This window comes from Bacillus pumilus (genome assembly GCF_003431975.1).
Lineage (GTDB): Bacteria > Bacillota > Bacilli > Bacillales > Bacillaceae > Bacillus > Bacillus pumilus_N.
In genome coordinates this window covers 1,122,972-1,136,193 of the sequence record NZ_CP027116.1, presented here as the reverse complement: position 1 = coordinate 1,136,193, position 13,222 = coordinate 1,122,972, and the positions used below count along the sequence as shown (strand labels likewise).

At 42.6% G+C, this 13,222-nt stretch carries 16 protein-coding genes; 9 read left to right on the top strand and 7 right to left on the bottom strand.

Features of this window, described 5'->3' with window-relative positions:
• Positions 1-12: 12 nt before the first annotated feature.
• Positions 13-1,854 (bottom strand): asparagine synthase (glutamine-hydrolyzing), encoded by a 1,842-nt coding sequence (asnB, locus tag C5695_RS05705; RefSeq protein WP_117729900.1) that lies wholly within the window; start codon positions 1,852-1,854, stop codon positions 13-15.
• Between the two features lie 155 nt (positions 1,855-2,009).
• On the opposite strand from asnB, the gene C5695_RS05700 reads away from it, so the two are divergent.
• Positions 2,010-2,537 (top strand): DUF2777 family protein, encoded by a 528-nt coding sequence (locus tag C5695_RS05700; protein WP_117729899.1) that lies wholly within the window; start codon positions 2,010-2,012, stop codon positions 2,535-2,537.
• Between the two features lie 38 nt (positions 2,538-2,575).
• Here the strand turns inward: C5695_RS05700 and C5695_RS05695 are convergent, their stop codons facing one another.
• The 3 genes from C5695_RS05695 to cotG all read right to left on the bottom strand — a co-directional run bounded on the left by C5695_RS05695 (position 2,576) and on the right by cotG (position 4,593).
• Positions 2,576-2,944 carry a YisL family protein gene (locus C5695_RS05695; RefSeq protein WP_034663442.1) on the bottom strand — a complete coding sequence of 123 codons (369 nt, stop codon included), beginning with the start codon at positions 2,942-2,944 and terminating at the stop codon, positions 2,576-2,578.
• A gap of 92 nt (positions 2,945-3,036) precedes the next feature.
• Positions 3,037-3,942 carry a fumarylacetoacetate hydrolase family protein gene (locus C5695_RS05690; RefSeq protein WP_117729898.1) on the bottom strand — a complete coding sequence of 302 codons (906 nt, stop codon included), beginning with the start codon at positions 3,940-3,942 and terminating at the stop codon, positions 3,037-3,039.
• A gap of 126 nt (positions 3,943-4,068) precedes the next feature.
• Positions 4,069-4,593 (bottom strand): CotG/ExsB N-terminal domain-containing protein, encoded by a 525-nt coding sequence (cotG, locus tag C5695_RS20910; RefSeq protein WP_423749843.1) that lies wholly within the window; start codon positions 4,591-4,593, stop codon positions 4,069-4,071.
• A 205-nt stretch (positions 4,594-4,798) separates the two neighbouring features.
• On the opposite strand from cotG, the gene C5695_RS05680 reads away from it, so the two are divergent.
• The 8 genes from C5695_RS05680 (at position 4,799) to C5695_RS05645 (ending at position 8,263) form a co-directional block, all read left to right on the top strand.
• Complete coding sequence (locus C5695_RS05680) at positions 4,799-5,893, top strand: CotH kinase family protein (RefSeq protein ID WP_117729897.1); 1,095 nt, start codon at positions 4,799-4,801, stop codon at positions 5,891-5,893.
• A gap of 122 nt (positions 5,894-6,015) precedes the next feature.
• The gene (locus C5695_RS05675; protein ID WP_117729896.1) at positions 6,016-6,177 is read left to right on the top strand and encodes an aspartyl-phosphate phosphatase Spo0E family protein; all 162 of its coding nucleotides are present in this window, start codon (positions 6,016-6,018) and stop codon (positions 6,175-6,177) included.
• Between the two features lie 126 nt (positions 6,178-6,303).
• The gene (locus C5695_RS05670) at positions 6,304-6,525 is read left to right on the top strand and encodes a spore germination protein (protein ID WP_003211745.1); all 222 of its coding nucleotides are present in this window, start codon (positions 6,304-6,306) and stop codon (positions 6,523-6,525) included.
• Between the two features lie 14 nt (positions 6,526-6,539).
• Positions 6,540-6,773, top strand: coding sequence for a spore germination protein GerPB (locus C5695_RS05665; RefSeq protein WP_034663458.1), 234 nt, complete (start codon positions 6,540-6,542; stop codon positions 6,771-6,773).
• A gap of 30 nt (positions 6,774-6,803) precedes the next feature.
• Positions 6,804-7,418 carry a spore germination protein GerPC gene (locus tag C5695_RS05660; protein WP_117729895.1) on the top strand — a complete coding sequence of 205 codons (615 nt, stop codon included), beginning with the start codon at positions 6,804-6,806 and terminating at the stop codon, positions 7,416-7,418.
• On the top strand, positions 7,415-7,591 hold the full coding sequence (locus C5695_RS05655; RefSeq protein ID WP_003210893.1) for a germination protein GerPD: 177 nt from the start codon (positions 7,415-7,417) through the stop codon (positions 7,589-7,591). Before C5695_RS05660 ends, C5695_RS05655 begins: the two co-directional genes overlap by 4 nt.
• The gene (locus C5695_RS05650; protein ID WP_117729894.1) at positions 7,591-8,022 is read left to right on the top strand and encodes a spore germination protein GerPE; all 432 of its coding nucleotides are present in this window, start codon (positions 7,591-7,593) and stop codon (positions 8,020-8,022) included. Before C5695_RS05655 ends, C5695_RS05650 begins: the two co-directional genes overlap by 1 nt.
• 22 nt (positions 8,023-8,044) lie before the next feature.
• Positions 8,045-8,263, top strand: a complete 219-nt coding sequence (locus tag C5695_RS05645) for a spore germination protein (RefSeq protein ID WP_003211468.1) — start codon at positions 8,045-8,047, stop codon at positions 8,261-8,263.
• 46 nt (positions 8,264-8,309) lie between these two features.
• Here the strand turns inward: C5695_RS05645 and C5695_RS05640 are convergent, their stop codons facing one another.
• Genes C5695_RS05640 through sbcD form a run of 3 tightly spaced genes read right to left on the bottom strand, consistent with a single transcriptional unit; the run spans position 8,310 to position 13,196 of the window.
• Positions 8,310-8,609 (bottom strand): HNH endonuclease family protein, encoded by a 300-nt coding sequence (locus C5695_RS05640; protein ID WP_117729893.1) that lies wholly within the window; start codon positions 8,607-8,609, stop codon positions 8,310-8,312.
• 19 nt (positions 8,610-8,628) lie between these two features.
• Positions 8,629-12,024, bottom strand: a complete 3,396-nt coding sequence (locus tag C5695_RS05635; protein ID WP_117729892.1) for an AAA family ATPase — start codon at positions 12,022-12,024, stop codon at positions 8,629-8,631.
• Entirely contained in the window at positions 12,021-13,196 is a 1,176-nt protein-coding gene (sbcD, locus tag C5695_RS05630; protein ID WP_117729891.1) for an exonuclease subunit SbcD, read from the bottom strand. Before sbcD ends, C5695_RS05635 begins: the two co-directional genes overlap by 4 nt.
• Positions 13,197-13,222 lie beyond the last annotated feature (26 nt).

Here is a 13,222-nt window from a genome sequence, read left to right as displayed (position 1 = left end):
GCCGACTCTTTATTACGCTTCTATATCAATTCGATACGTTTCAAACCAATGATGAATTTGCGCCAAATGGGCGATTAGCTGCGGGCCCTTCATGAGCTGACCATACCACGGCACTTGAAAGGAAGCGCCTTCCGTTTCAATGAGCTGCTTTAGTTGATGCGGGTCTAGAAATTCGTGAAGGACAGAATCTTTTTGCGCAAGGCAATCTGTTAACATCTCTTTCACAGCCTGTGTATAGGCTGGATGATGTGTTTTTGGATAAGGACTCTTCTTGCGATAAAGCACTTCATTCGGTAAAATTCCCTCTAATGCTTTTCGCAAAACCCCTTTTTCACGATTTCCATGCATTTTCATTTCCCAAGGAATATTCCAGACATATTCGACAAGACGATGGTCTGCAAATGGCACACGTACCTCAAGGCTTGCCCCCATACTCATCCGGTCTTTTCGGTCGAGCAGCGTTGTCATAAACCAGATCATATTTAAGTAAAAAAGTTCTCTACGGGCTTTATCTACTCCAGTTTCTCCATCTAAAAGCGGTGTTTCTGCCACAGTTTCTTCATATTTGCTTTGTGCGTACTCCTTCAGTGACAGCTTCTTTTGCCACGAATCTTGCAAAAGCTGCGTTCTGGCTTCCGTCGATCTCATCCAAGGAAAACCAGTCGTTTCATTTGCCATATGGAACCAAGGATAGCCTCCAAAGATTTCATCCGCACATTCACCTGACAAACCGACAACGAAGTCCTTTTTCATTTCTCGGCAGAACCAAAGCAAGGAAGAATCAATATCTGCCATCCCTGGTAAGTCCCTGACCTCAACGGCTTCCTTCAAATAAGACGCCAGCTCTTTTTGTCCAATGACGCAGCTGTGATGACTTGTTTGAAACGCTTTGGTCATACGGTCAATCCATGGACCGTCAGCATTCGGCTGGAATTGACTGGATTCAAAGAATTGATCATTTCCTTCGTAGTCAACAGAATACGTATGAAGCGGTGCTTTCCCAATTTTCTCAAAGTGCTGAGCAGCGATGGCGGTTATGGCACTTGAATCGACGCCACCAGATAAAAATGTGCAAACAGGCACATCAGAGACTAGCTGTCTTGTGACGGCATCTGTAAAGAGATACTTGACGTGCTGCGTGGTGTCATCAAGTGAGTCCGTATGCACCTTGCTTTTGACATTCCAATATCTCCACACACGCAGGCCGTCTTTTGAAAAGGTCAAAGCATGTGCAGGTCTAAGCTCTTTTACCCCTTTAAACACTCCTTGCCCTGGCGTTCTAGACGGTCCTAAACCAAAGATCTCCGATAATCCCTCATGATCGACTTTCGCTTTCATATCAGGGTGAGCAAGAAGCGCTTTGATTTCTGAACCAAATAAAAAGGAATGATGACGTTCTGTATAGAAAAATGGCTTGACGCCAAGCCGATCTCTTCCTGCAAATAATAATTCACGTTCACTATCCCAGATCACAAATGCAAAAATACCATTAAAATGGGTCACGCACTCTTCTTTCCATTCTGTGTAGGCGTGAAGAAGCACCTCTGTATCAGAATGCCCAAGGAAGCGGTGTCCCTTTTTTAACAATTCTTTTCTTATATCCTCCGTATTATAGAGCTCTCCATTGTATACAACGGTATAGGCATGGTTTTGATGTGTATATGTCATCGGCTGCTTTCCGCCTTCTACATCTACAACCGCTAACCTTTTATGCCCAAAAAGAACGTGTTCACTTTTCCACGTATTTGTATCATCTGGCCCTCTTTTAGATAATGTATCTGTCATTTGATCGATTACATGATCCTGTTGGATGAGCTGCTTTTTAAAGTCTGCCCAGCCTGTTATTCCACACATCATCATCAGCTCCCATCCGTTTTTCCTCAAGTGGTCTCATTCAGCCTTTCTTAGTTTATGCATCGTCTCCTTGATAGTTGATTTGTCCTTTTTTCTCAGTTGTATAGGACAAGCATGATTTGGTAAGAAAAGAAAGAGGAAAGGAGCTTTTGCACATGGAAAAACGAATGAAGCAACTTGAACGCTGCACCCGAAGATGGTGCAGCGGGTATTTACTGATTGAAAATGGGCATTGCCTAATTGAGGATGAAGAAGGAGAAATCATGCTGCCAGAAAGTCTTCAAAGCACGATGATCTGTTTGAAGGAAAATGACAGATGGACAAAAGGGGAGCTGATCGGGTCCATGATTCTTCATGAAAGTGGGCAGTTAGTAGAAGTACAAGGCGGAGAAGTGATTCAATATACGGCATCCCTTGCCAAAGGATGGCTTGATCTTCTTATGTTCGTCCCTGAAAACGTCTTTTATGACATCATTGAACAAGTTGAGCAGCTTGGCTTTTCCGTCTACGATTGTGTTTTCTCCTCCTTTCATTCTTTTCAACAAGTTTCTTTCTTTCAGTTTTCGACAGATACCCAATCACTTGCCCTTCAATGTCACCATGAGAACGCCTCTAGCCAGATTCGTTTTGAATGGACCACATCTGATGGCCACCGGTTTGTTTCACTGTTTGATGCCACATAAAAAGGGCACTGCTTGAAGTAAGCAATGCCCTTTCTATATTAAAAGATATGGAAACCGATCGGCAGACGTAAACCGAGAAGAATGGTCACAATCGCGAATACGATAAACCCAATCAATACACCTGTCACCGATTTTCCTTTTTTCTTGCGTACAAGAACCATTTCCATAAAGCCGATCACAAGAATACCGAGAATCATTTTACCGATATACTCGCCACCGAAACCTGGAATTTTCATTCCCGTGCGAACATACAGCTCTACACCTGTTGCAATAATGATCAAGTACAATAGTCTGACAATCATGTGCACAATTTTAGCACCTTTGTCATTTTTACCTGCTAGAGCAAATGCCACGAAGAACAAAATAATTCCTAGCACCCATGCTGTAATATGTAAATGTGTTCCCATCTGTTATTTCCCCCTTTATCAGAACAATTACCTTCTCATCGTACCACGAAATAAGTCGAACACAAAGCGACAATCCTGTGTCATCGCGCTCTTTATTTGACTCGATTCGTTAGGGTTCCAATCGGTTCTATCGTAATATCAATTCGGTCTCCTGAAGCTAAAAACTTAGGCGGTTCAAAGCCTTTGCCAACCCCAGAAGGTGTTCCCGTGGCAATGATATCACCGGCCTCTAGTGTCATCCCTTTTGAAAGAGTAGACACAATGTTCTCGATTGAAAAGATCATTAATTCTGTACTTGCGGACTGACGAACCTCTCCGTTAACCTTTGTTTCCACATGGAGCGCGCCATGATCCTCGATCACTGACTTATGCACAATATAAGGTCCTATCGGGCAGGTTGTATCCAAGCTTTTACCGATGAAAAATTGCTTGTGTTTTTTCTGCAAATCTCTTGCCGTCACGTCATTTAAAATCGTGTAACCGAATAGATGATCACGAACCTCTTCTGGTGCAATATTTTTTCCTGATTTACCCATCACGATCGCAAGCTCCCCTTCATAATCCAGTTCACTCGTCACGTCTTCATGAAGGAGAATATCCTCTTCATGTCCAACGACTGAAGTAGGTGCCTTTGTAAAGATCATTACATCTTTAGGAATATCTGCTGCAGTCCCCATCTCCATAACGTGATCTTGATAATTCTTTCCGACACACATAATGTTTTTAGCTGGCTTTGGAATCGGTGCATGAAGTGTCACATCCGAGAGCGGATATACATAAGAACCGCGGTCTTCTTCCTTTTTCTCGGCCCAATCCAGAAGCTGTCTGACATGATCAACAAACTTGTCCCCCATATTGATGCATTCAGCTAAAGAGTTCGGCAGTGTTTCAAGCTCAAATAATTTAGCTTCTGCCTTTTTAACATCCATAACCCATTCATCATCAATGACTACCCCAATAAACATTCTGCTATGTATCTCACCTGTAAAAAATTTCATGTCTTCCCCTCACAATCTTCATTTCGCTAAGTGATGATGTCTCATTTTATTTCTCTATGAAATAAAAAAAACCCTTTTTTATCATACTCTCTTTTAAAAAGGGTTTCAAAAATGATGATCTGATGTTTAGCGGTAACGTCTGTACTCCCACATGTTTCCTTGCTCCCATTTACGATCAACATTTCCTCTGCTGCGGGTATGATGCTTTTTCTTTCCACATCTTTTGCAAGAATGACTGCGTCTGTGGTGATGAGAACGTTTAGATCGATGGCTGCGATGTGACTTGTGGCAGCTTTTCTTATGATGGGATCTGTGTTTGCTGCGGCATGATTTTTTCGGTTCACTCTTTTTGCTTCTGCAAGACTTCTTACTTTTGCATGACTTTTTACTTTTGCATGGTTTCTCACTTTTCACGCTTTTCTTTGAACAGCGGCTTTTTTTCGAGCGATAGCTTTGATGGCTTTTTTTACTACGATGTGACTTGCGGCATCCGCCTCCACCAAAGAACCAATGACGGCGATGTGAATGACGAGAACGAGCTGATTTGTGCGATCGTCTCGATTCTGGTTCACGATCTAAGTGATGGTCACGACCTTCACTTCGAAGTGAATCCACCGCATGTTCAATATGTGAATGATCAAATGTGCTCACGAATGATTCCCCTCCCTGTCTATGCTTTGACAAAACAAACAGAGCAAACTGTTTATCTTCTCTGCTTTATGTTACGAGACTTGGTAGACAAGTGTTCTTGGCAGATGCCCCTTTCTTTTAAAACTCCATGAATACCTAACAAGCTGGTACAGGACATTCCTTCACCTTCATATTGTAAAAAAGAGCATAGGAGGCTGATGAACGCATGACCACAGAACCTTTGAAGCAACTCGATATTTGGATTCATCCAAAGGACCTGATTGAATTAAGAAAAGACATATGGAACGACGAACCTGTTGAGGCCATTTTGAAAACCGGGCAGATCAAATCACATATTTATGCTTCATACCGAGGATCTCACATTAGAAAACTGAAAAAAAAATCCTATCAAATTGAATATCGTAAACCCAAAAAAAGACAAGGCGAATCCATCTTTCATTTAAATGCAGAATACAATGACCCTTCGTTTATCCGAAACAGACTGTCCTTTTATTTCTTCGAGCAGATGGGCGTGCTAAGCCCTGCTGCGTCTCATGTGTTTCTCACCATAAACGGACGAAAGGAAGGGATTTATTTAAAAATAGAATCCGTCGATGAACACTTTTTTCAGAAACGACAGCTTTCAGGGGGTGGCATTTATTATGCCGTCGATGATGACGCCAACTTCTCCCTTTTGAGTTCGTTTGATAAAAAGCCAAAAAAACACCTCCTCCTCGGGTACGAGAAAAAAATGGGGACTTCTCAACATGACCAGCAGCTCAGTGAATTTATTTATTTTCTCAACACAGCGAAAGATGACCTATTTGCAGAAAAGATTGGGCAATATCTAGATGTGAATCAGTATTTCCGCTGGCTCATTGGGGTTGTGTGCACACAAAACTTTGACGGCTTTGTCCATAACTACGCACTTTATGTGAATGAACAAGGGAGATTCCAAGTGCTTCCCTGGGATTATGATGCGACATGGGGCCGTGACATTCATGGTGAAGAAATGGCATTTGATTATATTCCCGTAAGCGGCTTTAATACACTAACTGCTAGATTACTAGATATCCCTTCATTTAAGAGAACCTATTACACGCTGTTCCAGCACGTACTTGATACACATTTTTTAGAAGACCGGCTCTGTCCAGTCATCGAAAAATGGCATATGTCCATTGAGAACCGAATTGGAGATGATCCCTATACGAAAGACCGCAAAGACTTCCTTGAATCAGAACGAGATGTTATTCGGCATTATATCAACAAAAGGCGACGTTATTTACAGGCGGAGATAAGAAAAGAGATCATTGATAGTTAAGGATACTTTCGAATTTTGTCACTTTATTACTCATATTGACGAAACAGCTTTTTTTATAGAAAAATAGGGTATACTAACCATATCCTTCTATTTGATAAAAAATGTGAGAGTTGGCGTCCGCTATGATCAATTATGAAATTGAACAAAAAAGATTACATTTAATTGAGACCGCAAAAAAATTCGGAATGAATGCCGAAGAAACCATTAGGTGCAGTCAAGAGCTTGACACACTCTTAAATAAAGGCATCAAATACACCTCGAATGACTGCTCTAAAAAAGCGTAAACCATACACCTAATCCTCTTATCAAAAGACTTCAAAAAGACAATCACACATTAAAAGACCCATCATAAGCTATGGTGAAACGCCCAAAAACAAAGTGCCTTATTTTTATAAAGGATGTGCACCGCTATGCCGGCTATTGTTGGAGCCTTTAAAGTAAACGCCGTCGGAACGAGCGGAGTCGTTCATGTTGGAGACTGCATCACCATTTCTCCAAACAGCCAGGTTAAAACGTTTGCTGGCGCAGGCAGTTTTAACACTGGTGATCAATTGCGCATTAGCAACTATAAAAGTGTGACAAATACGTACGACAGTGATGTCATTGATCAACCGCTTGTTGGTAACTTGTAAGGAGTGAGAATCCGTTGAACTTCTATATTAATCAAGCGATACAAATTAATTATTTACGTGTGGAGTCTGTGAGTAACTCATCTGTGCTGCAAATTGGGAGCGCTGGTTCAATTAAAGCTCTTTCAAACCTGTATAACACGGGCAGCTACGTAGAAGCAGCACCTGCCGCAGCAGGCACACAAGGAATTGAAGAATCTCAGGGCGCAAGCACAACACCTTTTGTACCGCTTCAGTCACCAACAACTTAAGTCATCTGCAATCCCCGGAGGTGTATGCATATGTATGACTATCAAAACAGCGCTTCACAAATGTACGGCATCATTCAAAAGCAATCACAACAAATCATGATGCTTGAAAAAAAGCTTAACGAGCTTCAGCAGGAAATGCAAATGATCAAAGATAAACCGACAACGACGATTGAACGAATTGATTATCAATTTGATCAACTGAAAATCGAGCGGCTGGAAGGTACGCTGAACATCGGCCTCAATCCATCTGATCCAAACAGTGTTCAAAACTTTGAAGTGGGCCAAACAACAACCCCGGGTATTGGAATGATGCAGCAAGAAATGGCTGATCAATTTTTCAATCAAACACGTCAGCTTGTCGACGCATTTTTAAATGAAGAAGCACCAGACCTTCTTGAAGAGCTAGAGCAACGATATGAAGGGTCTCTTGATGAGAGCAACAAACACCATATCATTGAGGACATCCGCAAGCAAATTGACAGCAGAATTAAATACTACGCGGGACAGCTCCCGCACCGGGAAGATATGACACCGCTTCAGCGTTCAGAGCAAATTGCTGAATATGTGAAGCATGATGTCAAACGGGCGATTGAGCACTTCTTAGCACATATTCCAAATGAAACGAAAGGAGAGGAAAACGGATGAATTTCACAGTCGTCAACCGTAACATCGAGACCGGAAGCATTAAAGTAGTTGGGGTGTCGTCCTCTTCCCTATTTATCATTGGGGACACAGATCATGTACAATTATCCTCCATTTTCGATACACCGCCAGAATCTCTTATCATTGGCCCGTTTGTTCCTCTGGCACCTCGATAATGATCAAGCGCACATCTCAATTGAAGTTCATGAAGGTGAATTCTGTCGGGATTTCAAGCGTTGTTCAAATTGGAGATACGCAGGAGCTATGCCCGAAAGTCAAGGTGTTAGCTGTTCAACGAACCATTAGTTTGTTTTATGGAAATGAAGCAGAAAACTTAAATGCGAAAGAATTTGAAGTGTATTATGAGCCCATTCCATTGATGCTGCCAGAACGATCTGTCAGAACCGCATTTTACCATGAAAAGCCTGTCATTAAAGTGGCTTCGGTACATGTAGAAGGGGTGTCATCTTCCTCTGTTTTACAAGTTGGCTCTACGTGTGGAATGAATGCCGTTGCAAGAGTGAAGCATATACGAGAGTTATTTAGCAGCGACGAAAGTCCGCCAAACTCACAAATGGACCTACCTACGCATATGATGGTGATATGACTTCGAATAAAGGATGTCGATTATGCCAGCAATTGTCGGACCCATTTACATTAACTCTATTTCTGGAGGCGTCGTAAACGTCGGTGACTCATTCTACCTGTCGCCTAAAAGTTCGTCAAAATCTGCCTTAGGCTCTGGAGCGGGGAATACCGGAGATTTCTTGATATTGAATAATGGCATTAGCGCCACCAACTATGTGGATCCTGACTTAAATGATCAGAATATGGTAGGCAATGCATAAAGCAGCTCCTCTATACACAATTCATTTAGAGGAGCGCTTTTTATGTTTATTTTTTTCTGCGTTGTCTCGATTTTTTTGTTTTAACCAGTTTGCTTGCCGGCTGTTTTCGAATCCATTTGATGTACGAAGCAAGCTTTTCGTCCTGCCTTAGCGCATCAAGTGTGTTTAACCGTTCGGCAAGCTCCTGGTTTGTATAAAGGGCATGCACCTGTTTATGGCAAGGAATGCACAGGAAGGCAGTTGGTAAAAAAGCTCCACCTTCCTCTCTTGGTGTTAAGTGGTGTTCTGTCAGAAGGACATCTTGTCTCCCGCACAGCTCACAAGATCCAACGGTTTGCTTTGCCACCCTGACATCACCTCAACATTTACATTAATTCCATTGATACCGTTGTCCCTTTTCCGCTTGGATCTGCTGGGTGGACAATCAGTTTCTTCGGCAGTCTCATTTTTAATTCTTCCACGTGGCTGATGACACCAACTGCTAAATTTTGTGACTGTAGCTTCTCTAATGCGGTAATAACCGTATCGAGCAAGTCTTGATCGAGCGTTCCGAATCCTTCATCAAGGAAAAAGAATTGCAGCGGGAATTCACCTCTCAGCTGAATTTGTGCAGAAAGAGCTAGTGCAAGCGCCAGCGATGTTAGGAAGGTTTCTCCGCCGGACAAGCTGGACACAGGACGCCTGACTCCCCCATTTGCATCATCACGCATAACAAAGCCGCCTTCTGAATCGACCTCAATGGCATACCTCTGTCTCGTTAACATACCTAAGCGGGCGGATGCATCACGGCTGACACTTTCCAGCTGTTCTTCTGCTAAAAATTCAACAAACGTATTCCCTTTAAAAACGGTTTGCAGTTTATCAAGGCGATCAATTTCTTGCTGCAGTCCTTCCAAATGTTCATGAATACTTGCAAAGCGCTGATGGTTTTCTTCAATCACACGCAGATGTTCATGTGCAGAACCGCTCATCACCGTCGCTTCTTCCAATGCTATTTCTGCTGCATCTTTTCTTTGTTGAATGTCAGTCCACTGCTTTTCATCCAGTGACTCTTCTTTCAGCAATTGAGAAATTCGCTTTAAGTTTGCGGCACACTGCTTTCTTTTATCCTCAAATTCCTCAATTTCCTGTTTGACCGATTGCCGTACAGCTTGTTCCATTGAAGCAGACTCAATTTCATGAGGCATATGAAAAGAAGAGGATGCCGTTTCTTTTTCCCATGCTACTTCCGCTTCTTGTTTTCGCCGAATCGCTTCTTGAAGTTGTCGCTCACTGCTTGAAAAATGGCTTTGCGCCTCACTAAATAATTGCTGGGCGTGCTGCAATTGCTTGTATGATTGTTGCTCTTTTTCATTAAGAATTGCAAGAGTGTGTTCAACCTCAATAAGTTCTTCAGATATAGAGGCAGCTTTTAATGGATATCGCCCTACATCAGTTTCATATTGAAGGATAAGCTGTTGCTGACTTTCTAGCTGATGCGTGAGTTTATCAAGTTCTTTCTCGACATTATATATCGCTGTCTGCAACTGCTCTTTTGCTCGCTGTTTTTCTTCCAAAAACGAAATGCTTTTCTCAATACGTTCTTTATAGCCTTCCGCTTGTTGGTCCTTTTCATCGATTTGCTTTTGTAGTTCTTGTACTTGATTCAATGTAAAGTGCGGGAAGGTCTGTTCAAATTGAGCCGTTTGCTCTGAAAGCTCAGATTGAAGCTCTTTGATCAACATCTCTAATTCTTCAATGCGCTGCTGTTCAAATGTCATTTGATCTTTCATCTTGCTTATCTCTGCTGCTTGATCATGTGTTTCATCCATTAAGCGGGCTCGTTTACGTTCAACTTCTTGAATATCTTGCTTTATGCCTTTCCATTCTTGAATCAAATCCTGCAAAGGCTGCGGATTTTGTACGGTTTCTACTGCTGCTGCTACTTCCGTCCCTGGGGCTTTCTTAGACAAGAAGGCGAATTGCTTCACTAATTGATTGGCATGCGTTTCTAGGAGCTGTTTTGCGGCATAAATGTCTCTCGCATACTCCTCTGCCTGTTTGATTTCGTTGTCAATCCGCTTCATGACGTCATCAATTTGTGCCACGGTTTCTACATGATCATTGGATTCGAGCGCCTTTGGATCATGATGAATCGATCCACAAACTGGACACGGCTCACCATCTACTAACTCTGCCGCTAATTCTTTTCTAAGTTCTGCCGCCCTTACCGCATCACGTTGTTTTAAACTTTCGAGCTTCCGATGCTGTTCTTTTTTACTCCATTCTGTCAGAGCTCGTTCGAATTCACATACATAAAAATAGAGATGTTCAATTGCTTGAAACGATTGGTCTATTTTTTCATGATGGTTATTTTGCTGCTTTTGAAGCTTTTCATATGCTGCTACAGTCTGAGAGGTTCGCTTTTGAAGCTCGTCCAGCTTTTGCTTTTCTTTTTGAATGTCGAGGTTTATTCTTTGAACATTTTCACTTAAACGCAACGCATCTTGTACACTTTTCCGCTCCTTCACTGAAACTTGTAGCTGCTCCAGTTCATGCTTCAGCTGTGTTTGTTTCGTCAGTGCACGCTCTAATAGAGATTGGAGATCCTCCGCTTCTTTTTTCTTTTGTATGAGCTGCTGCGCTTTTTCGTTTTTTTGGCGTTCTATGCCCGCCTTTTCCTGAAGAGCTGCTTCTTTTTTTCGTTCAATTTCCTTTAGCTGAATCAGCTGCTCTTTCTTTTGGAGAAGGTCTGGTTCCGTCTCTATTTTCTTTTGCCGGGCTTGCTCATAATCCTGCGTCATTTGATGATAAATCGTACGCTTATGCAGCTGCTGCTTTTCCGCTTCCTGCTTCTCTTTTGATGCTTGTGAAAGCTGGTTTTCAGCCTTTGTCAATGCATCCGCATAAGGCTTTAACGTCTCTGCCTGCTCTGCGATATTGAGCTTAGCCTTTTTCTCTTCCATTGATGGTGCTAGTAAATTCAGCTTGTTTTGCTCAGTCTCATAAGCTTCTTGTTCCTTTTGATACTGCCAGATCGTTTGCGCCTTTGTAAAAGCTGTGATCGCTTCGTCCCGTGCTCGCTTTTTCTCATGAAAAATAGCCTTAGCCTGCACAGCTGCTTCCTTTGCTTTTGCCAGTGCCTCTGGTCCAGCTTCTCCTAAACCATTCAGTTCAGCCAGCAGTTCATTTTTTTGCCCATAATGTTTCTGAGCCTTTGCACGCAAGCGCTTGACAAGCTGATCCCCATACTTTTCCAAGTTGAACAGCCGCTGGAGCATTTGGCGTCTGTCAGCCCCCTTTAGAGAAAGAAATTCTGCAAACTTCCCTTGAGGTAAGACAACTGCTCGCGTAAAATCATCTATGGTTAATCCGAGTAACTCCTCTACTTTACGATTGACTTCACTCGCTTTATCCGCAAGAACGGTCTGCGAATCACCAATTTCAATCAGGCGGCACAATGTCGTTCTGACTTTCATTTCATCCGCCCGTTTGAAAGCACGTTCGACTTTATAAGAAATATGATGTTCCTTTTGCAAAGCAAATGTAAAGGAAACCGATAGTTTTTCTTCCGCTTGGTTCAAAATACCATGTGTATTATTTAACGCACGTTCCACTTTGCCATAGAGTGCTAAGGTCATGGCGTCTAGTATAGACGATTTCCCGCTTCCTGTCGGTCCAAATATGCCAAACACACCTGCATCACATAATGAGCTAAAGTCAATCGTTTGCTCTTCTCTGAAGCTATGAAGTCCTTTAATGGTCAGCGTAATCGGCTTCAAGTCGCTTCCTCCTCTTGCATTTCATTGGCTAGCTCTAAAAACAGTTTGACTGTTTTTTCATCAGGCAGACCGCCCCCTGTCTGACGTTCATAAAATTTCACGAACCGCTCCTCAATCGTGAGCTTTTCCACTTGCTTTTGCTCTTCCTTTTGCTGTAGTTCTTGGAACTTTGGTCGAATGTGAACAAACCCACTATGTTGCTTTCGAAGTTGATGAATTTCTTCAATAGAGAGCTGATCTGTTAAGTGAATCTCCAAGTCGATCCACGCCTGGAGATCGCGTTTTTCATCCAGCCACTCGTGCACTTGACTCAGTCCCTCCGTCGCCTTCCATTTCACAAGTGGTTTTCCGCTTGATAAAAACACTTCTTTCCAGCTTGCTTTTTCATTAGGTTTTGCCTCAACAATCGTGACTGATTTGGCATAGCCTGATTCAGAAAAGCTATATGCAAGAGGAGAGCCAGAATACCGGGCAATCGTTTTGGCACGTTTAATCGTTTGCGGGCGATGCAAATGACCAAGGGCAACATAGCAAGCGGATTCTGGAAGACTTTCAGCCGCAACGGTATAGGCGCCGCCTACTTCAATCGGTCTTTCTGAATCTGTTTGACTTCCTCCTGCCACATAAATATGGCTTGTTGCAATGTTGACTGTATCTGGTTGGAATTGTGTACTTAAATGTTGAAACGCTTGTTGAATCTTTAAATTGTAATGATCACGAAGCAATTTCTCTTCAAATGTTTCAGCCAGCACCTCATTTAGTCTCGCCTCAGACGGATAAGCGAGTGCTGCAATGGACAAACGTTCACTCGCAGAAGGAACATTGACACGGATGATGTCATTTGTCGGATATCCGATTAAATGGATCCCTTGATCATTTGTTAAAGGAGATGCGGCGGATAAGCGATCCGGATTATCGTGGTTGCCTGAGATGACCACTACCTGCCGTGTTCCTTTATCAGATAAGGCAGACAGACTTTCATAAAAAAGCTGCTCTGCTCTAGCAGGCGGATTCACTGTATCAAAGGCATCACCAGCCATCACAATCACATCAATGTGTTCGTCTTTCACGATTTGATACAGTTCATCTAAAAACTGTGCTTGCTCATCAAGCCGGCTTCGGCCTTCAAGGGTTTTCCCTAAATGCCAATCCGCTGTATGCAGAATCCTCATGTGATTCACCTCTCATTCTGATACAT